The organism is Nocardioides sp. NPDC051685 (assembly GCF_044453405.1).
Taxonomy (GTDB): Bacteria; Actinomycetota; Actinomycetes; order Propionibacteriales; family Nocardioidaceae; genus Nocardioides.
In genome coordinates this window covers 115920-134588 of record NZ_JBITCR010000012.1, presented here as the reverse complement: position 1 = coordinate 134588, position 18669 = coordinate 115920, and the positions used below count along the sequence as shown (strand labels likewise).

General features: G+C 70.3%; 17 protein-coding genes and 2 pseudogenes. 6 read left to right on the top strand and 13 right to left on the bottom strand.

Annotated elements, in window-relative coordinates; genetic code table 11:
- Positions 1–96 precede the first annotated feature (96 nt).
- Positions 97–552, top strand: coding sequence for a DUF5709 domain-containing protein (locus ACIA03_RS25865; protein WP_396987919.1), 456 nt, complete (start codon positions 97–99; stop codon positions 550–552).
- 9 nt (positions 553–561) lie between these two features.
- Here ACIA03_RS25865 and ACIA03_RS25860 read toward each other — a convergent pair whose 3' ends face one another.
- Entirely contained in the window at positions 562–957 is a 396-nt protein-coding gene (locus tag ACIA03_RS25860) for a VOC family protein (RefSeq protein WP_396987917.1), read from the bottom strand.
- Positions 958–1059: 102 nt separating this feature from the next.
- Here ACIA03_RS25860 and ACIA03_RS25855 point away from each other — a divergent pair, with 102 nt between their 5' ends.
- Together ACIA03_RS25855 and ACIA03_RS25850 are read left to right on the top strand one after the other, a co-directional pair.
- Complete coding sequence (locus tag ACIA03_RS25855; RefSeq protein ID WP_396987915.1) at positions 1060–2109, top strand: adenosine deaminase; 1050 nt, start codon at positions 1060–1062, stop codon at positions 2107–2109.
- Positions 2110–2149: 40 nt separating this feature from the next.
- A complete protein-coding gene (locus tag ACIA03_RS25850; RefSeq protein WP_396987913.1) occupies positions 2150–2998 on the top strand; it encodes an alpha/beta fold hydrolase in 849 nt (282 codons plus the stop codon).
- Here the strand turns inward: ACIA03_RS25850 and ACIA03_RS25845 are convergent.
- The 6 genes and pseudogenes from ACIA03_RS25845 to ACIA03_RS25820 form a co-directional block, all read right to left on the bottom strand.
- Positions 2995–4719: an acetyl/propionyl/methylcrotonyl-CoA carboxylase subunit alpha gene (locus tag ACIA03_RS25845; RefSeq protein ID WP_396987911.1), complete on the bottom strand. Its 1725-nt coding sequence runs from the start codon at positions 4717–4719 to the stop codon at positions 2995–2997. The genes ACIA03_RS25850 and ACIA03_RS25845 overlap by 4 nt on opposite strands.
- 1 nt (position 4720) lies before the next feature.
- A pseudogene (locus ACIA03_RS25840) lies at positions 4721–5638 on the bottom strand (biotin-dependent carboxyltransferase family protein); the annotation flags it as partial.
- 84 nt (positions 5639–5722) lie between these two features.
- Positions 5723–6316, bottom strand: a pseudogene (locus tag ACIA03_RS25835) (allophanate hydrolase subunit 1); the annotation flags it as partial.
- 5 nt (positions 6317–6321) lie between these two features.
- Positions 6322–7116, bottom strand: coding sequence for a putative hydro-lyase (locus ACIA03_RS25830; RefSeq protein ID WP_396987909.1), 795 nt, complete (start codon positions 7114–7116; stop codon positions 6322–6324).
- The gene (locus tag ACIA03_RS25825) at positions 7113–7901 is read right to left on the bottom strand and encodes a LamB/YcsF family protein (protein ID WP_396987907.1); all 789 of its coding nucleotides are present in this window, start codon (positions 7899–7901) and stop codon (positions 7113–7115) included. Before ACIA03_RS25825 ends, ACIA03_RS25830 begins: the two co-directional genes overlap by 4 nt.
- A gap of 5 nt (positions 7902–7906) precedes the next feature.
- Positions 7907–9163: an NRAMP family divalent metal transporter gene (locus tag ACIA03_RS25820; RefSeq protein WP_396987905.1), complete on the bottom strand. Its 1257-nt coding sequence runs from the start codon at positions 9161–9163 to the stop codon at positions 7907–7909.
- A gap of 157 nt (positions 9164–9320) precedes the next feature.
- On the opposite strand from ACIA03_RS25820, the gene ACIA03_RS25815 reads away from it, so the two are divergent.
- Positions 9321–9962 carry a GntR family transcriptional regulator gene (locus ACIA03_RS25815; protein ID WP_396987904.1) on the top strand — a complete coding sequence of 214 codons (642 nt, stop codon included), beginning with the start codon at positions 9321–9323 and terminating at the stop codon, positions 9960–9962.
- A 114-nt stretch (positions 9963–10076) separates the two neighbouring features.
- On the opposite strand, the gene ACIA03_RS25810 is transcribed toward ACIA03_RS25815, so the two are convergent.
- The 3 genes from ACIA03_RS25810 to guaA all read right to left on the bottom strand — a co-directional run bounded on the left by ACIA03_RS25810 (position 10077) and on the right by guaA (position 13200).
- Positions 10077–10448: a DoxX family protein gene (locus ACIA03_RS25810; protein WP_396987902.1), complete on the bottom strand. Its 372-nt coding sequence runs from the start codon at positions 10446–10448 to the stop codon at positions 10077–10079.
- 109 nt (positions 10449–10557) lie between these two features.
- Positions 10558–11589 (bottom strand): hypothetical protein, encoded by a 1032-nt coding sequence (locus ACIA03_RS25805; protein ID WP_396987900.1) that lies wholly within the window; start codon positions 11587–11589, stop codon positions 10558–10560.
- 36 nt (positions 11590–11625) lie between these two features.
- Positions 11626–13200, bottom strand: coding sequence for a glutamine-hydrolyzing GMP synthase (guaA, locus tag ACIA03_RS25800; protein WP_396987898.1), 1575 nt, complete (start codon positions 13198–13200; stop codon positions 11626–11628).
- A 99-nt stretch (positions 13201–13299) separates the two neighbouring features.
- On the opposite strand from guaA, the gene ACIA03_RS25795 reads away from it, so the two are divergent.
- Positions 13300–13890, top strand: a complete 591-nt coding sequence (locus tag ACIA03_RS25795) for a helix-turn-helix domain-containing protein (RefSeq protein ID WP_396987896.1) — start codon at positions 13300–13302, stop codon at positions 13888–13890.
- Positions 13891–13969: 79 nt separating this feature from the next.
- The gene (locus tag ACIA03_RS25790) at positions 13970–14431 is read left to right on the top strand and encodes a hypothetical protein (protein ID WP_396987894.1); all 462 of its coding nucleotides are present in this window, start codon (positions 13970–13972) and stop codon (positions 14429–14431) included.
- Positions 14432–14688: 257 nt separating this feature from the next.
- Here the strand turns inward: ACIA03_RS25790 and ACIA03_RS25785 are convergent, their stop codons facing one another.
- Genes ACIA03_RS25785 through ACIA03_RS25775 form a run of 3 tightly spaced genes read right to left on the bottom strand, consistent with a single transcriptional unit; the run spans position 14689 to position 18668 of the window.
- Positions 14689–16401, bottom strand: coding sequence for a GMC oxidoreductase (locus ACIA03_RS25785; RefSeq protein WP_396987892.1), 1713 nt, complete (start codon positions 16399–16401; stop codon positions 14689–14691).
- Entirely contained in the window at positions 16398–18020 is a 1623-nt protein-coding gene (locus ACIA03_RS25780; protein WP_396987890.1) for a succinic semialdehyde dehydrogenase, read from the bottom strand. The genes ACIA03_RS25785 and ACIA03_RS25780 overlap by 4 nt, the downstream gene beginning before the upstream one ends.
- 48 nt (positions 18021–18068) lie before the next feature.
- The gene (locus ACIA03_RS25775) at positions 18069–18668 is read right to left on the bottom strand and encodes a hypothetical protein (protein ID WP_396987888.1); all 600 of its coding nucleotides are present in this window, start codon (positions 18666–18668) and stop codon (positions 18069–18071) included.
- Position 18669 lies beyond the last annotated feature (1 nt).

Sequence of the window (18669 nt, the reverse complement as noted above, 5' to 3'; positions counted from 1 at the left end):
GTCTAATGCAGTCCGGTTCCACTCCATACCGGACCGGGTTAACGTTACCGAAGGGGGCCGTGATGACCCCAATGCCCGGCCGATCAGGAGACTCAGGTGAGCGAATCGCGCGAGAACTACGGCGACTACAGTGTCGACGACGAGGATCAGATCACCGGCGAGGACGCGCTCTCCGGAGACGTTCTCGAAGGCGAGGTGCGCGACGAGCTCGACCACGGCATCGTCACCGCCGACCACTACTCCACCGACTACGGCAACACGCCGTGGGAGGAGGAGCACCGTGAGTGCATCGACCAGCGCCGCCACCAGGAGGTGCCGGAGCCGGACCCCTACGCGGTCGAGTACGACGACGCCGAGGAGAACGACGACCCCGACGGCCGCGAGGTGGGCAGCAAGCGAGCGGGCCGGCTCGTCGACCCCGACCGCGGCGCGGGCGAGGACACCGAGTCCGAGCTCTACGGTGTCGATGCCGGCATCGACGGCGCCGGTGCCTCCGCCGAGGAGGCCGCGATGCACATCATCGACGACGAGGACGGCGACGACTACCGCTGAGCCGGCAGGCTAGGCGGTGAGGTCGTCGACCTCGAGCACGATCTCGACCTCGAACCCCTCCGAGCTCTCCAGGTAGAGCGCGGTGTGCTCGTCGCCGCCGGCGTGCGGGTAGCGGTCGGCGTACATCTCGTGCCAGCCGTGCTCGGTCGACGCCGCCCGGATCCTGTCGAGCAGGTCTCGGTCGTCGATCATGAACGCGATGTGGTTGACGCCGGGCCGGAGCCGGTCCTGCGTGCCGTGCTGGTCCTTGGAGTGCTCCATGAAGACGTACGTCCCGTCCGGCGCCTCCCAGAAGTGACCCTTCTCCCCGGCCTCCCAGCCGAGCTCGCCGAAGAGCCACCCCCACTCCCCCGAGGCGGTCTCGAAGTCGTCGACCCAGAGGTCCCAGTGGTGGATCGCCCGCATGCCTTCACCCTAGCCTCGATCTGGTCCGATGCTCCCTGAGTTCGGGCCACGCGAGCGGAAACGGAGTCGCAGGAGGACGAAGCCGCATGTGAGGATCGGGGCGTGAGTGACCTGAAGACCTTCATCGCCGGGCTGCCCAAGGCAGAGCTGCATGTCCACCACGTCGGGTCGGCTTCGCCGCGGATCGTCGCGGAGCTGGCCGCGCGGCATCCGGGGGCGGTGCCGGCAGACGTGGAGCTCCTCAAGGACTACTTCACGTTCAGCGACTTCGCGCACTTCATCGAGGTCTACCTCTCGGTCGTGGATCTGGTCAGGACACCCGAGGACATCCGCTACCTGACCTACGAGATCGCGCGCGATCTGGCGCAGACCCAGCAGGTCCGGTACGCCGAGCTGACCTGCACCCCCTACACGTCCGTACGCCCCGACCTGGCTGTGCGCGAGCCGGGGACCGGACACACGGGGATGGCGATCGAGGCCTACACCGAGGCGCTCGAGGACGCCCGGGTCGGCGCCGAGCACGACTTCGGGATCACGCTCCGTTGGATCTATGACATTCCCGGCGAGTCCGGGATCCCGGCGGCAGACGCGACCCTGGCGTACGCCGTCGACCACGGTCCGGAGGCGCTCATCGGGTTCGGGCTCGGTGGGCCCGAGGTGGGCGTCCCCAGGCCGCAGTTCGAGAGGCACTTCGAGACGGCTCGGGCCGCGGGGCTCCGTTCGCTGCCGCACGCCGGCGAGACCACCGGGCCGCAGACGATCTGGGACGCGCTGACCGTGCTGAAGGCCGAGAGGATCGGCCACGGCACCTCGGCGGCCCAGGATCCCGAGCTGCTCGCCCACCTCGCCGAGCACCGGATCCCGCTCGAGGTCTGCCCCTCGTCCAACGTCGCCACCGGTGCGGTCGCCTCGCTCGAGGAGCACCCGCTGAAGACGTTCGTCGATGCCGGCGTGCCGGTCACGATCAACTCCGACGACCCGCCCATGTTCGCGACCACCCTCAACCAGGAGTACGAGATCGCGGCCGACCTCCTCGGCCTCGACGCCGCCGGCATCGCCGACCTCGCGCGGGCCGCGGTCGACGTCTCCTACGCGCCCGAGGACCTCAAGGCCCGGCTGCGCGGAGAGATCGACACGTACGCCACGTCATAAGGCCTTGACGCGGCTCGGCCCCGCCCGTTTGCTGGTCGCCATGGAGCAGATGCTGGCCGTCAACGGGATCGAGCTGTGTACGGAGACGTTCGGATCCCCTGAGCACCCGCCGATCCTGCTCGTCGGCGGGATGAGTGCCGCGATGGACTACTGGGAGGACGACTTCTGCCGGGCGCTGGCCGCCGGCCGGAGGTTCGTGATCCGCTACGACCACCGCGACACCGGCCTCTCGACCACCTGGCCACCAGGAGCGCCGGGCTACACCGGGCGCGACATGATCGCCGACATCCCGGCCCTGCTCGACGCCTTCGGCCTCGACAAGGGCCACGTCTTCGGCATCTCGATGGGCGGCGCCCTGGCCCAGTGTGCGGCGGTGCTCTATCCGGAGCGGGTCGAGACGCTGATCCTCGACGAGACGTCACCGGCCTTCGCCGGCGTACCCGACCTGCCGCCCATCGGCGAGGAGCTGGCCGACTTCTTCGCGGCGGCCGCGAAGAGCACCGTGCCCGATCCCGACGACCACGAGGCGCTGGTGTCGACGCTGGTCGAGGACCAGCGGGCGTTCGTCCCCGAGGGTTTCGACGAGGCCAGGATCCGCGCGGTGGTCGAGCGGGTCGTACGCCGCACACCCGACATGCGGCCGAGCTTCGCCAACCACCAGGCGATGAGCGACGGCGAGCCGGTCGAGGCGACCCTGGCCGACATCGCCGCGCCGACCCTGGTCATCCACGGCACCCGCGACCCGTTGTTCCCGATCGGTCACGGCGAGATCCTCGCCCGCGACATCCCCGACGCGACGCTCCTGGTCCTCGACGGCGTCGGCCACGAGCCGCCGCCTCCCTACACCTGGGACAGGGTCGTCCCCGCGATCCTCCAGCACACGGCCTAGACCTGCTCGATCTTCCCGAGCACGTCGCCGATCGCGACGGTGCCACCGATGTCGGTGCCGCGGGAAAGCACGCCCGCGCGATGCGCGGCGACCCGGGTCTCCATCTTCATGGCGTCGATGACCGCGACGTCCTGGCCCTCGGAGACCTTCTCGCCGTCGGGGACGAGCCAGTCGACGAGTACGCCGGGGACGGGAGCCTCGAGCACGGCGGGATCGGCCGCCGCCGGTCCTGCCTCGGCCCCGACCGCCCCGCCCGCCGCGAGCCCTCGCAGAAGCTCATCGGGAAGCCCGAGCATCACCCGGCGACCGTCGATCTCGACCGGCACCCGCCGCAGCGGCGGCGCCGGCGCCGGCTCGGTTCGCCGCTGCGCCTCGAGCCGCGGCATCAGCGTGGTCTCGATCCACTGCGTGTGCACGGCGAAACCGTCGGTCGAGAACGCCGGGTCGTCGAGGAGCACACGCGCGAAGGGTACGACGGTCGCCACCCCCTCCACGTTGAGCTCGCGAAGCGCCCGGCGGGCACGTACGACGGCCCTGTCCCGGTCCGGCGCGTGCACGATCAGCTTGGCGATCAGCGAGTCGAAGGCGCTCTGGACGGTGTCGCCGGCCTCGATCCCCGCGTCCCAGCGCACGCCGGGCCCGGCGGGAACCCGCAGCCCCGTCACGACGCCGGGGCTCGGCAGGAAGCCGCGGCCCGGGTCCTCGGCGTTGATCCGCAGCTCGATCGCGTGGCCCGTCGGCGCCGGCGTCTCCGAGAAGGAGAGCCCCTCACCCGCGGCGATCCGGAGCTGCTCGGCGACGAGGTCGACCCCGGTGACCGCCTCGGTGATCGGGTGCTCGACCTGCAGCCGGGTGTTCACCTCGAGGAACGAGATCACCCCGTCGGCACCCATCAGGAACTCGACGGTCCCGGCGCCGCGGTAGGAGACCGCCGCGCAGATGTCGCGCGCAGCCTCGTGGATGCGAGCACGCTGCTCGGCGGTCAGCCCGGGCGCCGGTGCCTCCTCGACGAGCTTCTGGTTGCGCCGCTGCAGGGAGCAGTCGCGGTCACCGACGACCACGACGTTCCCGACTCCGTCGCCCAGCACCTGCGCCTCGATGTGCCGCGGGCGCTCCAGGAACCGCTCGACGAAGCACTCGCCCCGGCCGAACGCGGCCAGCGCCTCACGGGAGGCGGAGTCGAAGGCATCGGCGACGTCTTCGAGCTCGCGGGCCACCTTCAGCCCGCGCCCGCCGCCACCGAAGGCGGCCTTGATCGCGATCGGAAGCCCGTGCTCGCGCGCGAACGCGACGGCCTCGTCGGCGGACTCCAGCGGCCGGTCGGTGCCCGCCACCAGCGGGGCGCCGACGCTCTGCGCGATCCGGCGCGCGGTGATCTTGTCGCCGAGCTTGTCGATGCTCTCCGGACTCGGTCCGATCCAGGTCAGCCCGGCGGCCTCGACGGCGCGCGCGAACTCGGCGCTCTCCGAGAGGAACCCGTAGCCGGGATGCACCGCATCGGCGCCGGAGGCCTGCGCCGCGGCCATGAGCCACTCGATGCTGAGGTAGGACTCGGCGGCGGTGGCCCCGCCGAGAACGTACGCCTCGTCGGCAAGCCGCACGTGCAGCGCGTCGGCGTCCTGGTCGGCGTAGACGGCGATCGACACGAGGCCGGCCTCGGCGACCGCCCGCACGACGCGGACGGCGATCTCTCCCCGGTTGGCGATGAGCACCCTGCGCATGTCAGTCTCCTCGAGTCTCGGCCGTCGACGCATCGGGCGCGACGGTTCGGAAGCGGATGCGGACCCCGGGCGGCAGCTGACCGGCCAGGTCCAGGTCGCGGTCGATGACCGCGCCGATGATCGGATAGCCGCCGGTCAGCGGGTGGTCCGGAAGGAACAGCACGGGCTGTCCGTCGGGCGGCACCTGGATGGCGCCGGTCACCGCCCCTTCGCTCGGCAGCTCGCCGGAGACGTCGCGCTCGAGCGGGACGGCGCCTTCGAGACGTACGCCGACGCGGTCGGAGCGCGGCGTGACGGTCCACTCCTGCTCGACCAGGGCGCGTACGCCGGCCGGGGTGAACCAGTCCTCGCGCGGACCGAGCACGATGCGCAGCTCGACCGTGTCACCGGGAGCGGGCAGCGGCTCGGCGGGCGCCGGGTGGGGGTCGACCGCGTGCGGCGCGGCAGCGGGACCGTGGAGCGGCACGACGTCGCCCGTACGCAGCGGCCGGCCGCCGAGGTCGCCGGGGCCGAGACCCGCGAGCGTGTCGCTGGACAGGCTCCCGAGCGCCGGCGGCAGGTCCAGGCCGCCACGCACCGCGATCACGGCACGCAACCCGGCGCTGACCGCGCCGAGACGCAGCTCCTCGCCGTCCTCGAGCGCGGTCGCGGCGCCGTGCTCGACCGGGATCGGGGGGCCGTCGCTGCGTACGATCGTCGTCTCGGCAGGGGCGCCCGCGACCGCCACGACCGCCGGGCCGGTGAAGCGCAGGACCGCGCCGCCACCTGCGAGCTCGAAGCCTGCCGCGCCGGGCGCGTTGCCGACGGCACGGTTCGCGGCCCGCAGGGCGCGGCGGTCGGCCGTCCCCGACGCCGAGACGCCGAGCGCCGCATGGCCGGGGCGGCCGAGATCCTCGAGCACCAGCTGCAGACCGGGACGTACGACCTCGACAGCGAAGGGGTGCTCGGCAGCCTCGGCCGGCGCAGCCGGTGCGGTGACCGAGACCGACTCACGCTCGAGCCGCTCGAACCGCACCGTCATCCCCGGCGCGAGCAGCGCGGGCGGGTCGCGGTGCAGGTCCCACATCTGGGCATCCGTACGCCCGATCAGCTGCCAGCCGCCGGGGCTCTCCCGCGGGTAGACGCCTGAGAACGTACCGGCGAGGCCGACCGAGCCGGCCGGGATCCGGGTGCGCGGCGAGGAACGCCGCGGCACGTCGAAGAGCGGGTCGTCACCGACGAGATAGCCGAAGCCCGGCGCGTAGCCGGTGAAGGCCACCCGCCAGGTCGCGGCGGCGTGGCGCGCGGCGACCTGCTCGGTGCTGACCCCGAGCAGCTCGGCGACCTCGTCGAGGTCGTGCCCGTCGTAGCGCACGCCGATCGTCACCGAACCCGCTGCCGGAAGGCTGCCGTGGACGGCTTCGACGCGGGTCAGCTCCTTGGCGAGGGTCACCTCGTCCACCAGCGTCGGGTCGAACCGGACGAGCACCGTCCGGGCGGCCGGCACCAGCTCGACGACGCCGGTCGGCGGCTCGGCCACGAGCGCCGCGTGCAGCCGCATCGCGCCCTCGAGATCGTCCTCCTCGACCAGCAACGCCTGATCCGATGCGATGAGCACGTGCCTCACGCCAGATACTCCGAATCCCGTACGTCGGTGATGAACATGTGGCCGGGCGCGTGGGTGAGCGCGAACGGCGGACGCGAGTCCATGATCGCGGCCTGGGGCGTGACCCCGCAGGCCCAGAACACCGGCACCTCGCCCTCGCGCACCTCGGGCGGGTCCCCGAACTCGGGAGCGGCGAGGTCGGCGATGCCGAGCGAGTCCGGGTCACCGACGTGCACCGGCGCACCGTGCACCGCCGGATAGCGCCCGGAGATGCGTACGGCATCCGCGACGCGGTCGGCGGGGATCGGGCGCATCGAGACCACCATGTCGCCGCGCAGGCGCCCGGCCGGCGCGCACGCGCGAGACGTTCGGTACATCGGCACGTTGCGGCCGAGCTCCTGGTGACGGATCGGGATCCCGGCGTCGGTCAGCCCCGCCTCGAACGTGAAGCTGCAGCCGATCAGGAAGGAGACCAGGTCGGGGTGCTCCTCCCAGGCGGCGCCCGCGTCCGTGACCTCCTCGGTCAGCTCGCCCTCCCGCCAGATCCGGTACGCCGGGATGTCGGTGCGCAGGTCGGACCCGGGCGCCAGGGCCGACTCGTAGGTGCCCGGGTCGAGGACCTCGAGCACCGGGCATGGCTTCGGGTTGCGCTGCGCGAAGAGCAGCACTTCAAAAGCCCAGTCGGCCGGCACGGAGATGAGGTTCGCCTGGACCAGGCCGTGGGCGACACCGCTCGTCGGAGCGACCTCGCCCGCCCGGTAGGAGGCGCGCGCGGCGCGCGCCTCCTTCAGCTGGGTGGCGCTCGCGGTCATGCCACCGGCCCTGCCGCCCCGGCGAAGGCAGCGATGGCGATGCCCTCGGCCTCGAGCAGCGCCCTGGTCGCCGCGGCCATCCGGATGGCGCCGTCGCTGTCGCCGTGCACGCAGATCGAGTCGGCGCGTACGGCCACGTCGGTGCCGTCGATCGCCTCGACCACGCCTTCGCGCGCGAGCCGCAGCATGCGGGCCGCGACCGCCTCGGCGTCGTGCAGCACCGCACCGGGCTCGGCGCGCGAGACCAGCTCGCCGCCGGGCGTGTAGGCGCGGTCCGCGAAGGCCTCCGCGGCCGTCGCGAGCCCGGCCCTCTCGGCCACGTCGAGCACGACGCCGCCCGCGAGCCCGAGCAGCACCAGGGACGGGTCGATCGCCCTGACCGCGGCGACCACGACCCGCGCCTGGCGCTCGTCGCGGGCGATCGTGTTGTAGAGCGCGCCGTGCGGCTTCACGTAGCGGACGGCACCGCCGACCGCCGTGGTCAGGCTGATCAGCGCGCCGAGCTGATACTCGACGTGCGCCTGCAGCGTCGCCGACCCGATGTCCATCGCGCGACGGCCGAAGCCCTCGTAGTCGCGATATCCCGGGTGCGCGCCGATCGTGACGCCGTTCGCCACGGCATCGGCCAGCGTCGTACGGATCCCTTCGGGGGTGCCCGCGTGGAACCCGCAGGCGACGTTGGCGCTCGAGACGATCCCGAGCATCGCCGCGTCGTCCGCGACCACCCGGTCGGGCGTGTTCTCGCCGAGGTCGGAGTTCAGGTCGATGGTTGCCTTGTTGTTCACCGTGATCACGCTCCAATGCCGATGAAGGCGAAGATCGGGCCGACCGAGACGATGCCCATGTACCAGCTGAGCAGCGTCGCGAACGTTCCCAGGGCCAGCAGCCACACCGGGTAGCGGTAGCCGTGCAGGACGTCGCGCTGACGGAACCAGCCGACGTACATGAAGATCGTCATGCCGATCGGGAGGATCAGGCCGTTGAAGCCGCCGACGAAGACCAGGATAGCTGCGGGCGCCGCACCGATCAGCAGGTAGAGGACGAGGGAGACCACGATGAAGGCAACCGTCGCGACCTGCAGCCGCCAGCCCGCTCCCAGCTTCTTCGAGAAGGTCGAGATGAAGGTGGCCGAGGTGTAGGCGGCGCCGATGACCGAGGTGATCGCCGCGGCCCAGAAGATCGCACCGAAGATGCGGATGCCCGCGTCGCCGAGCACCGCGCCGAACGCCTGGCCGGCCGGGTTGGCCGCCTGGCTCGAGAAGTCGAGGGTGACGCCCGAGGCGACCACGCCGAGGATCGCCAGGAACAGTACGTAGCGCATGATCCCGGTGACGAGGATGCCGCTCATCGAGGCCCGGTGGACGGCGGCCACGTGCTCGGGCCCGGTGAGACCCGAGTCGAGGTAGCGGTGGGCGCCCGCGTAGGTGATGTAGCCGCCGACGGTGCCGCCCACGATCGTGGTGATCGTCGCGAAGTTGAGGGTGTCGGGCACGAAGGTCTGGCGCAGCGCGTCGCCGACAGGAGGCTGCGATGCGATCGCGACGAAGAGGGTCAGCCCGATCATCAGCAGGCCGAGCGCGAGCACGACCGTGTCGACGACCCGGCCGGCCCGCTTGTACACGAAGATGCCGATCGCGAGCAGCGCCGAGAGCAGGCCACCGACCTTCGGGTCGATACCCAGCAGGGCGTTCAGGCCGAGCCCGGCACCGGCGATGTTGCCGATGTTGAACGCCAGGCCGCCGATCACGATCAGTGTCGCGAGCACGTGCCCGGAGAACGGCACGGCCTCGTTGGCCAGGTCCCCGGCTCGTTTGCCCGAGACGGTGATCAGGCGCCACACGTTCATCTGCAGCGCGAAGTCGATCAGGATCGAGGCCAGGATCGCGAACGCGAACGCCGCGCCGAGCTGGGCGGTGAACGTCGCGGTCTGGGTGATGAAGCCGGGGCCGATGGCCGAGGTGGCCATCAGGAAGATGGCGCCGAGGATCGGTCCTCGGCGTGAGCGGGCGAAGCTCTTCGCGCGCTCGGCGCTGGTCGTGTCAGTCATGGGGGACTCCTGGCATCGGCGGGCCGTGTGGCTGGCGCCACACTCTTCGTGTAGTACACAATGGCACTGATTGTTCAACAATGACACCCTTGCGTGTTAAAATGATGTTTCGATTGTCCGCGGATGCAATTTCCTCCTGGTCCCCTAGGATGCGGTCATGCCCGATGCCGACGACACCCTGACGAACGCGCTGCGCCGGCGGATCATCGACGGCGAGTTCGCGCCGGGCACCCGGCTGTCGGAGATCTCCCTCGCCGAGAAGCTCGGCGTCTCGCGCAACACGCTCCGCGAGGCGTTCCGCGTGCTGGCCGAACAGGGCCTCATCGAGCACGTGCCTCATCGCGGGGTCTCGGTCGCGTCCCCGACGGTGGCGGACGTCGTCGACATCTATCGGGCGCGCCGCTACGTCGAGCCCGCCGCGCTGGCGGCCGGCTCCCCGCTGCACCCGGCGGTGGCCGCGATGCGCGAGGCGGTCGAACAGGGCGAGACCAGCCTCGAGGCGCGCGACTGGCGCACGGTAGGCACCGCCAACATGGCGTTCCACGACGCCATCGTCGCCCTCGCCGACAGCCCACGCCTGGAGCGCCTCTTCCGCGACATCGCCGCCGAGCTGCGGCTCGCCTTCCTCGAGATCGACAACCCCGAGGCCTTGCACGCCCCGTTCGTCACCCGCAACCGCGCCCTGCTCGAGACCTTCCTCGACAAGGGCGGGCCCGCGGCCGCGGCCGAGCTGCAGGACTACCTCGTGCTCTCCGAGCGCACCGTCCTCGGCGCCTTCACCCGACTGCGCCACAGTTAGCCCAGAAACCCCGCCGAGCCGGCTCGTTCTGACCAAAAACCGCGCCGAGTCGGCTCGTCATGACGAGCCGACTCGGCGCGGATCTGTGTCAGGACGAGCCGACTCGGCGGGGTTCTAGGCGGCGACCAGGCCACGCAGGCGCTCGTCGCGCGGCCAGGCGCCGGCCCAGACGAGGACGGCGGTGGCGATGGCGAAGACGGTGTTGAAGGCCGGCTGCTCGAAGACCAGGTTCACCGTCACCGCGCCGCCCAGGTAGGCCGTGATCAGGACCGTGCCCATCGCCCGGGTGGCCGGCACGTGGTACGCCACCAGCGAGAGCCCGAGGACGGCGCCGCAGACGACTGGGAACCAGCCCGGCGCTCCGACCTTGTCGTTGAAATCCATGACGGCCTCGACCCGCAGCAGGTGCGTGACGATGTCGAAGCCGAGGAACAGGGTGACCAGGACGGTGATGACCCAGCCGGCTCGTTGTGCGTTGGTGCTCATCTCGATCTCCTCGGAGGTGGGTGGTGATGCTCTTACCCACGCGTCGAGCCACCGTCTGGGTTCTCGACATCGGACCCGAGACTTTTCTGAGGAGAGGGACGACCAGCGCTCACCCCAGAAGAGCCCGGGCCTCCGGCGAGTCGTAGAAGCTCGACAACCGTCGACGGATCAGCTGCTCGAGGACACCCGCCTCCGCGAGCGCCTCGATCACCGGCGGCCCGAAGCGGAGGGCCTCCTCGATCAGGTCGTCGCGGCCAAGACCCCACTCCTCGAGCAGCCGGTCCAGGGTGAAGCTCCCGTAGGTGTCGAAGAAGAAGTCGACGCCGGTGTCGACCAGGGCCTGCAGATACTCGGAGTCGCGGATGTCGAGCCAGACCTGGTAGAGCCCGACGAAGAGCGCGACCAGCTGCTCGTCGTCGATGAGGTCGGCGAGCTCGCGCACCGGCCGGGTCGCCAGCGCGTCCCAGACCTCCAGCAGCGCGTCGTACACCTCCTCGTCGGTGACCGAGCTCGCGGCGGTGTCGGAGAGATAGCCGAGCAGCGCCCCGGCGCCCCGCTCGGCGAGCTCGCGGGCGCTCTGGTCGACGGCCGCGCCGACCGGGGTGCCCTTCACCGTGTCCGCCATCCGGCCGGCCACGCGCTCGGCGATCGAGAAGCCGAACGCACCACCCGGAAGGGTGTCGGCGAGCCGACGACCGGTGTCGACGGCACCCCGGGCCGTGCCACGCATCAAGGTGCCGACGCCGGCCTGGATCCCGGAGTTCTCGGCCAGGCTGCGCAGGACCTGCTGGCGCAGCGTACGCATCTCGACGAGGGCCTCGACCAGCTCGGCGATCCGCGGCCGGCTGACCAACTTGCCCAGCTGCGTGTCGTTGGCGGGATGCGCCCTGAGTCTCGTCGCGATCGCCCCGGCGACCTCCGGGATCGCGCCCGGGAGCCGGAAGGTGCTGACGTACTTCAGCGCGACCTCCTTGATCAGGTCGCGCGGCATCACCTGGTCGAGCGTCAGGTCGCTGGCAGCACGCAGCGCGAAGTCGATCTCGCCGGTGACGAGATCGAGGAAGCGTACGCCGCGGATCGCCGCCATCTCGTGGGCGACATGGGCGTCGAGGAGTCGTCGAGCGAGGTCCGGCTCAGTCATGGACGACATTGTCCACGGCCGGGACCGGTCAACGAATCATTCCCACTCGATGGTGCCCGGCGGCTTCGAGGTGATGTCGACGGTGACCCGGTTGATCTCGCTCACCTCGTTGGTGATGCGGGTGGAGATGCGCTCCATGACGTCGTAGGGCAGCCGGGCCCAGTCGGCGGTCATGGCGTCCTCGGAGGTGACCGGGCGGAGCACGACGGGGTGGCCGTAGGTGCGGCCGTCGCCCTGGACGCCGACGGAACGGACATCGGCGAGCAGCACGACCGGCATCTGCCAGATGTCGCGGTCGAGACCGGCGCGGGTCATCTCCTCGCGGGCGATCGCGTCGGCCTCGCGCAGGATGTCGAGCCGCTCCTTGGTGACCTCGCCGATGATGCGGATGCCCAGGCCCGGGCCGGGGAACGGCTGGCGCTGAACGATCTCGTCGGGCAGACCGAGCTGGGAGCCGACGGCGCGCACCTCGTCCTTGAAGAGCTCACGCAGCGGCTCGACCAGCTCGAACTCGAGGTCCTCGGGGAGGCCGCCGACGTTGTGGTGGGACTTGATGTTGGAGGTGCCGGCGCCGCCACCGGACTCGACGACGTCGGGGTAGAGGGTGCCCTGGACGAGGAAGGCGACCTTCTCGTCGGAGTCGCCCAGGATCTCGACCTCGGCGCGCTCGAAGCAGCGGATGAACTCGCGCCCGATGATCTTGCGCTTCTCCTCCGGGTCGGTGACCCCGGCGAGCGCGTCGAGGAACTCCTTCTCGGCGTCGACGATCTTCAGCTCGGCGCCGGTCGACTCCCGGAACGCCTTCTCGATCGCAACCGACTCGTTCTTCCGCATCAGGCCGTGGTCGACGTAGACGCAGGTCAGCCGGTCACCGATGGCCTTGGCGACGATGGCCGCCGCGACCGCGGAGTCGACACCGCCCGAGAGCGCGCAGATCGCGCGGTGGTCGCCGATCTGCTCGCGGACCCGCTCGATCTGGTCCTCGGCGATGTTGCCGATGGTCCAGGTCTGGCGCGCACCGGCGATGTCCCACAGGAAGTGCTCGAGCACCTGCTGCCCGTGCTCGGAGTGGAGCACCTCGGGGTGCCACTGCACGCCCGCCAGCTGCTTCTCGACGTTCTCGAAGGCCGCGACCGGGGTGTCTGCGGTGCTCGCGAGCACGGTGAAGCCCTCGGGCGCCTGGGAGACCGAGTCCCCGTGCGACATCCACACGTTGTGGGCGGGCGGCATGTCCCTGAGCAGGGTGCCGGGGACGCCGACGGTGACCGGCGTGCGGCCGTACTCACGCGCCCCGTTGTCGTCGACGGTGCCGCCCAGGCCCTGCGCCATCAGCTGGAATCCGTAGCACATCCCGAATACCGGGGTGCCCGCGGTGAACAGGCTGTTGTCGATGGCCGGGGCGCCGTCCGCGTACACGCTCGACGGGCCACCGGAGAGGATGATCGCCTTCGGGTTCTTGGCGAGCATCTCCTCGACCGGCATCGAGTGAGGCACGATCTCGGAGTAGACCTTCGCCTCACGAACGCGGCGGGCGATCAGCTGCGCATACTGCGCGCCGAAGTCCACCACGAGAACCAGATCGTGCTCTTCCGCCCCAGGAGCCTGCGTCATGCACGAATCCTAACGACGACGTACGCCACGGCCCAATCTCACCGAGACCGTCGCCGATCCGTCGTTCAACATCTCATAAATGGATGTTAAGATCCATTTATGAGAACGAGCCCGCCGCTGCTGGCGCCGATCTTCCGCTCGAACGGCCAGGCCGCGATTCTCGCCGAGATCCTGCTGACCGGCGAGACCGTCAGCCTGCCCGAGCTCATCCGGCGCACCGGCCTGACCCGCACGACCGTCCACCGGGAGGTCACCCGGCTCGCCGAGGCGGGGATCCTCCTCATCGAGACCTTGGGACGCGAGTGGCACATCAGCGCGAACCCGGACAACCCCGTGGCCGAGCACATCCGCGCGATACTCGCCATCACCTTCGGACCCGGCCCGATGCTGACCGAGGCGCTCGAGCGGATCGAGGGAGTCGAGACCGCCGCCGTCTTCGGCTCGTTCGCCGCGCGCGCATCGGGCGAGCCCGGCCCGCCCCCGGCGGATATCGACGTGCTCGTGCTCGGGCAGCCCGACGTGCGGGAGGTCTACGCGGCCTGCCGTGACATCGGCGACCAGGTCGGTCGGCCCGTCAACGCCACCGTCATGACCGGCGAGGAGTGGCGAGACGCGGTCGAGGCCGATGCCGCCTTCGCCGTCGACGTCCTGTCGCACCCGACCCTTGCCCTGATCGGAGACCTGCATTGAGCGAGCGTCAGCGAGCGAGCATTGGATCTTTCATCGGGCCGCGTCCGTATTCTGGCGCTTGCGCTACGGAGGTGGCCCGATGAGCGTTGCACCCCTGTCCGCAGCACAGGCGGCGGCGGTTCGCTCCCTCGCCCAGAACAAACGGGTCCGGGTCATCACCGCCGGCGGAGACGAACGACGCGCACGGTCGTTCCTGAATCATGCCGAGGAGGCGTACGCGAACATCGCCAACGTCTCCGGCAACCTGGTCAAGCACGATCTCGCCTACGCCGTCATGCATGACGTCGGTGAGGCGATGCTCGCGGCGTACGGCTTCCGTACTGCTCCGGGCATCGGGCAGCACGACGCCGTCGCTCGCTTTCTTGCGGCGATCTTCGACAGCCCTCCGCCGAGCGAGGCTGCCGGTCGCGTCGATGATGCCCGGCGCAACCGCAACGACCGCTACTACCGAGCCCACACACCCTCGGCCGCCGAGACGAAGCTGGCGGTTGAGGACGCCCACATCCTGCTCACCGCCGCGAGGGCGCGCCTGGCGGATTGACGCCCGGCACCTCCACCCCGACAGCCAGGACCGGGCTCGCCCGGAAATGCACCAGGGCCCGGCCGGGGAGGGAGGTGGCCGGGCCCTGATTGCCCGAGGCAGAACTGTCCCGGACGAAAGACCCGGCATGTATTAGGGAGGGAGCAATCCCGGGTCTGATCACTCCAACGACCCCTCTTAACCACAGTTACGGGTCAACCAAAAACTTCCTGCCAGAAACTTCCGGCGAAGTTCGCGTCACCAACACAACAGGTTGGTCACCGGACGTCAACGATGGGCAGCTGCAGGGCAGCCGGCGCGGTTGCCGGCACCGCGGGCGAGGCCGGCCGGACCGGCTGGATCCGCGCATAGCCGGCGCCCAGCTCCGGGCGCGGGTCGGCCTGGTCCTTGTTGGGCCAGAACGCCATCGCCCGCTCGGCCTGCGCGGTGATCGTCAGGGACGGGTTCACGCCCAGGTTGGCGGAGATGGCGGAGCCGTCGACGACGTGCAGCCCCGCATAGCCGTAGAGCCGCTGGTAGGGGTCGATCACCCCGGTCTCCACCGAGTCGCCGATCGTGCAGCCGCCGATGAAGTGGGCCGTCATCGGCTTGTTGAACGGCTCCCCGATCGTGCCGCCGGCATAGCCCGGCTTGTCGCCCGAGCTCATCACCCCGGCCATCTTCCGCACCGCGTCCAGACCGGCCGGGATCCAGGTGGGGTTGGGCTTGCCGTGGCCCTGCTTCGACGACATCCGCCACCCGAAGATCGTCCGCTTCGGGAAGGTCGTGATCGAGTTGTCGAGCGCCTGCATGACCAGCGCGATGACGGTGCGCTCGGACCAGTGCTTGAAGTCGTAGAACGTACGCAGCGAGCGCCGCTGCAGCCACATCTCCTTGAGCCACCGGCGCAGCCGCCGGGGACCACCTTCGGTGAGCACCGTCTGCATCGCCGCGATCGCGTTGCTGCCGTGCCCGTAGCGGACCGGCTCGATGTGGGTGTGCTCGTCGGGGTGCCACGAGGAGGTGATCGCCACGCCCTCGGTGTAGTCGATCGCCGTGTCCGGGGCGATGGCACCGAGGATCGACTCGGAGTTCGTCCGGGTCAGCTCACCGAGACGGTCGGAGATCTGCGACAGGTCTCCGGTGCGCTTGAGCTTGTGGAGCAGCTTCTGGGTGCCGAGCGAGGCCGCCGAGAAGATCACCTGGTCGGCGGTGAACCTCAGGGTCCGGCCCAGGCCCAGCTTGGCCTTCGTGGAGCGGGTCTCGATGACGTACCCGGTGCCGGTCTTGGCCGGGTAGACGCGGGTCACCGTGGTCAGCGGGTGCACCTCGGCGCCGTTCTTCTCGGCCAGGTAGAGGTAGTTCTTGACCAGGGTGTTCTTCGCGTTGTGGCGGCAGCCGGTCATGCACTCGCCGCAGTCGATGCACGTACGCCGGTCGGGACCCTCGCCACCGAAGTAGGGGTCCGCGACCTCCTGCCCGGGCACCTGGCCCGGCCCTCCGAAGAAGACGCCGACCGGCGCCTTGTGGAAGGTGTCACCGCGACCGGACTCGGCCGCGACCTTCTGCATGACCTCGTCGGCCGGGGTCATGTTGGGGTAGAGGTTGACGCCGAGCATGCGCTTGGCCTGCTCGTAGAAGGGAGCGAGCTCGTCCTTCCAGTCGGTGATGTGGCTCCAGGAAGGGTCCTCGTAGAACGGGTCGAGCGGCTCGTAGAGGGTGTTGGCGTAGACCAGCGAGCCGCCGCCGACTCCGGCGCCGGCCATGATCACGGCGTCCTTGACCATGTCGATGCGCTGGATGCCGTAGCAGCCGATCGCCGGCGCCCAGAGGTACTTGCGCAGGTCGAAGGAGGTGTTGGGCAGCTCGTCGTCGGCGAACCGGCGACCCGCCTCGACCACCCCGACCTTGTAGCCCTTCTCGGTCAGGCGCAACGCGCTGACCGATCCTCCGAAACCCGACCCTATGACGAGGACGTCGTAGTGGGTCATGCGCGGCCCAGCGACTTCAGCACCCGCAGCGAGGCGGTCATGAACTTGGCGTACGCCTGGTCGCTCATCCCGAACTGCGGGGCGAAGCGCAGCACGGCCTGCGAGGCGACCGACTGGGTCTCGGTGTAGCGCAGGATGCCCTCGACACCCTGGCGACGGCCCTGGCCGGACTCGCGCATGCCGCCCATCGGGGCGTCGATGCTCGCGAAGGTCGCACCGAAGGCCTCGTTGATGTTGATCGTGCCGCACTTGATCTGGCGGGCGATGCGGCGGGCGCGGGCGGTGTCGCGGCTGTAGATCGAGCCGTTGAGGCCGTACTCGCCGTCGTTGGCGCGCTGGATCGCCTCCTCCTCGCTGTGGAAGCGGTAGATCGAGACGACCGGACCGAAGGTCTCGTTGCCGAAGCAGGTCATCTCCGGGGTGACGCCCTCGAGGATGGTCGGCTCGAAGAAGAACGGCGCCAGGTCGGGACGGGCCTTGCCGCCGGCGAGCACCCTTGCTCCCTTCGCCACCGCGTCCTCGACGTGGGCGGTCGCGGTGTCGACCTGGGCCTGCGAGATCAGGGGGCCCATGTCGTTCTCCCACCCGAGGGTGGCACCGAGAGTCATCGCCTGGGTGCGGGCGACGAAGCGCTCGACGAACCGGTCGTAGACCTTGTCGTCGACGAAGAGCCGCTCGACGCTCACGCACAGCTGGCCGGAGTTGGAGAAGACCGCACGGGTCGCGCCCTCGGCCGCCTTCTCGATGTCGGCGTCCTCGAGGACCAGCATCGGGTTCTTGCCACCGAGCTCGAGGCTGGCGCCGATCAGCCGCTCCGCGGCCTGCTTGGCGACGAGCTTGCCGGTGTTGGTCGAGCCGGTGAAGCAGACGTAGTCGGCGCGCTGGATGATGCTGGTGCCGATCTTCGAGCCCGGGCCGGCGACGACGGTCCACAGGTTCTCCGGGAGTCCGGCCTCCGCGAGCAGCTCGGCGCCAAGGAGCGCGCTGAGCATGGTCTGCGAGTCGGGCTTGATGACCACCGCATTGCCGGCGGCGATCGCGGCCAGGCCGTCGCACAGCGCCATCGTGAACGGGTAGTTCCACGGGCTGATGATGCCGACGACGCCCTTGGGCACGTGGTTGAGCTCGACTCGGGTCAGCACCGGGATGACGCCGAGCTTGCGCTCGGTGTCGAGGATCTTGCTGCTCCTTCGCCCGTAATAGCGGGCGGTCAGGGCGATGTGCAGCGGCTCGTCGAACGCGTGCTTGCGGGCCTTGCCCGACTCCAGCACGATCAGGTCGAGGATCTCCTCCTGCCGGTCGAGGACGAGGTCGTGCAGCTTGATCAGGATGCGCTCGCGCTCGGCGACCGGCGTCGCCGCCCACTTCTCCTGCGCCACCCGGGCCTTCGCGAAGGCCCCGGCGACATCGTCATCGCTCGACTGCGGGATGTGCGCCAGCGGCGCCCCGTCGAGCGGACTGATGACCTCTCGGCTCTCCCCCGTCGTCGCCACGATGCGGCCGGTCAGGCGGGCGACGTAGTCAGGCTCGAGGGCCAGGGACGCCGCGGCGTCGTGCTCGGGATCGAGCGGGCCCTCGACGATCGGGCCGCCGGAAGAGGTGGGGTTCGATGCGCTCATGTACCGAGAGTATGTGACCGGCGTCTCGGAAGCCAGACACGCGTCCCACTAACTCACGATACGAACGTCGGCAGCCCACCACAGATAGCTGTGCTGCTCCGCCGGAAGGTCGATCACGACACGGTCGAGAGGGAGTCGGTCGAGGGCATGGACGGTGCACTCCTCCGCGGGCGTGGCTCGGTAGAGATAGGCGTCCAACGGCCATTTCGTACGCAGCCACTCATCGAGCCGCTCGGCGACCGCCGCGCCGAACCCGGGTTCACGGTCCTGGCGGAGCCAGTAGCTCACCCGGGCGGTGGAGCCACCTGCGTACCGGAGCAGGGTCTGGGCGTCGGCGCCCATCGCCTCCAGGTAGGGGAACAGGGGCTGGACGTAGAGGCAGCCGAGCGAGGAGGTGCCCTCGGGGTCGAGGAAGAGATAGGTGAAGGCGCGTTTCGCCTGATGGTCGGACCAGTGCCGGATCACCAGCGGCAGGTTGTCGTCGCTGCCGAAGCCCTCCAGCGGCCACCTGCCGCAGCTGTGGTCGCGGATCACGTCCGGGCTGGCCAGGTAGGCCTCGGTGTCCAGGTCGAGCAGCTCGGGCCGTAGGGGTGCGAGCACGAAATCCTCGGTCGCCAGCGGCTCGGGGGGATCGTTGACGAGGAACATG

Coding starts and splice junctions, on each gene's coding strand:
- ACIA03_RS25860 (WP_396987917.1), bottom strand. CDS start 957: ATGCGGGCGATCCACCACTGGGACCTCTGGGTCGACGACTTCGAGACC.
- ACIA03_RS25850 (WP_396987913.1), top strand. CDS start 2,150: ATGGAGCAGATGCTGGCCGTCAACGGGATCGAGCTGTGTACGGAGACG.
- ACIA03_RS25845 (WP_396987911.1), bottom strand. CDS start 4,719: ATGCGCAGGGTGCTCATCGCCAACCGGGGAGAGATCGCCGTCCGCGTC.
- ACIA03_RS25830 (WP_396987909.1), bottom strand. CDS start 7,116: ATGACCGCGAGCGCCACCCAGCTGAAGGAGGCGCGCGCCGCGCGCGCC.
- ACIA03_RS25820 (WP_396987905.1), bottom strand. CDS start 9,163: ATGACTGACACGACCAGCGCCGAGCGCGCGAAGAGCTTCGCCCGCTCA.
- ACIA03_RS25815 (WP_396987904.1), top strand. CDS start 9,321: ATGCCCGATGCCGACGACACCCTGACGAACGCGCTGCGCCGGCGGATC.
- ACIA03_RS25810 (WP_396987902.1), bottom strand. CDS start 10,448: ATGAGCACCAACGCACAACGAGCCGGCTGGGTCATCACCGTCCTGGTC.
- ACIA03_RS25805 (WP_396987900.1), bottom strand. CDS start 11,589: ATGACTGAGCCGGACCTCGCTCGACGACTCCTCGACGCCCATGTCGCC.
- guaA (WP_396987898.1), bottom strand. CDS start 13,200: ATGACGCAGGCTCCTGGGGCGGAAGAGCACGATCTGGTTCTCGTGGTG.
- ACIA03_RS25795 (WP_396987896.1), top strand. CDS start 13,300: ATGAGAACGAGCCCGCCGCTGCTGGCGCCGATCTTCCGCTCGAACGGC.
- ACIA03_RS25790 (WP_396987894.1), top strand. CDS start 13,970: ATGAGCGTTGCACCCCTGTCCGCAGCACAGGCGGCGGCGGTTCGCTCC.
- ACIA03_RS25785 (WP_396987892.1), bottom strand. CDS start 16,401: ATGACCCACTACGACGTCCTCGTCATAGGGTCGGGTTTCGGAGGATCG.
- ACIA03_RS25780 (WP_396987890.1), bottom strand. CDS start 18,020: ATGAGCGCATCGAACCCCACCTCTTCCGGCGGCCCGATCGTCGAGGGC.
- ACIA03_RS25775 (WP_396987888.1), bottom strand. CDS start 18,668: ATGTTCCTCGTCAACGATCCCCCCGAGCCGCTGGCGACCGAGGATTTC.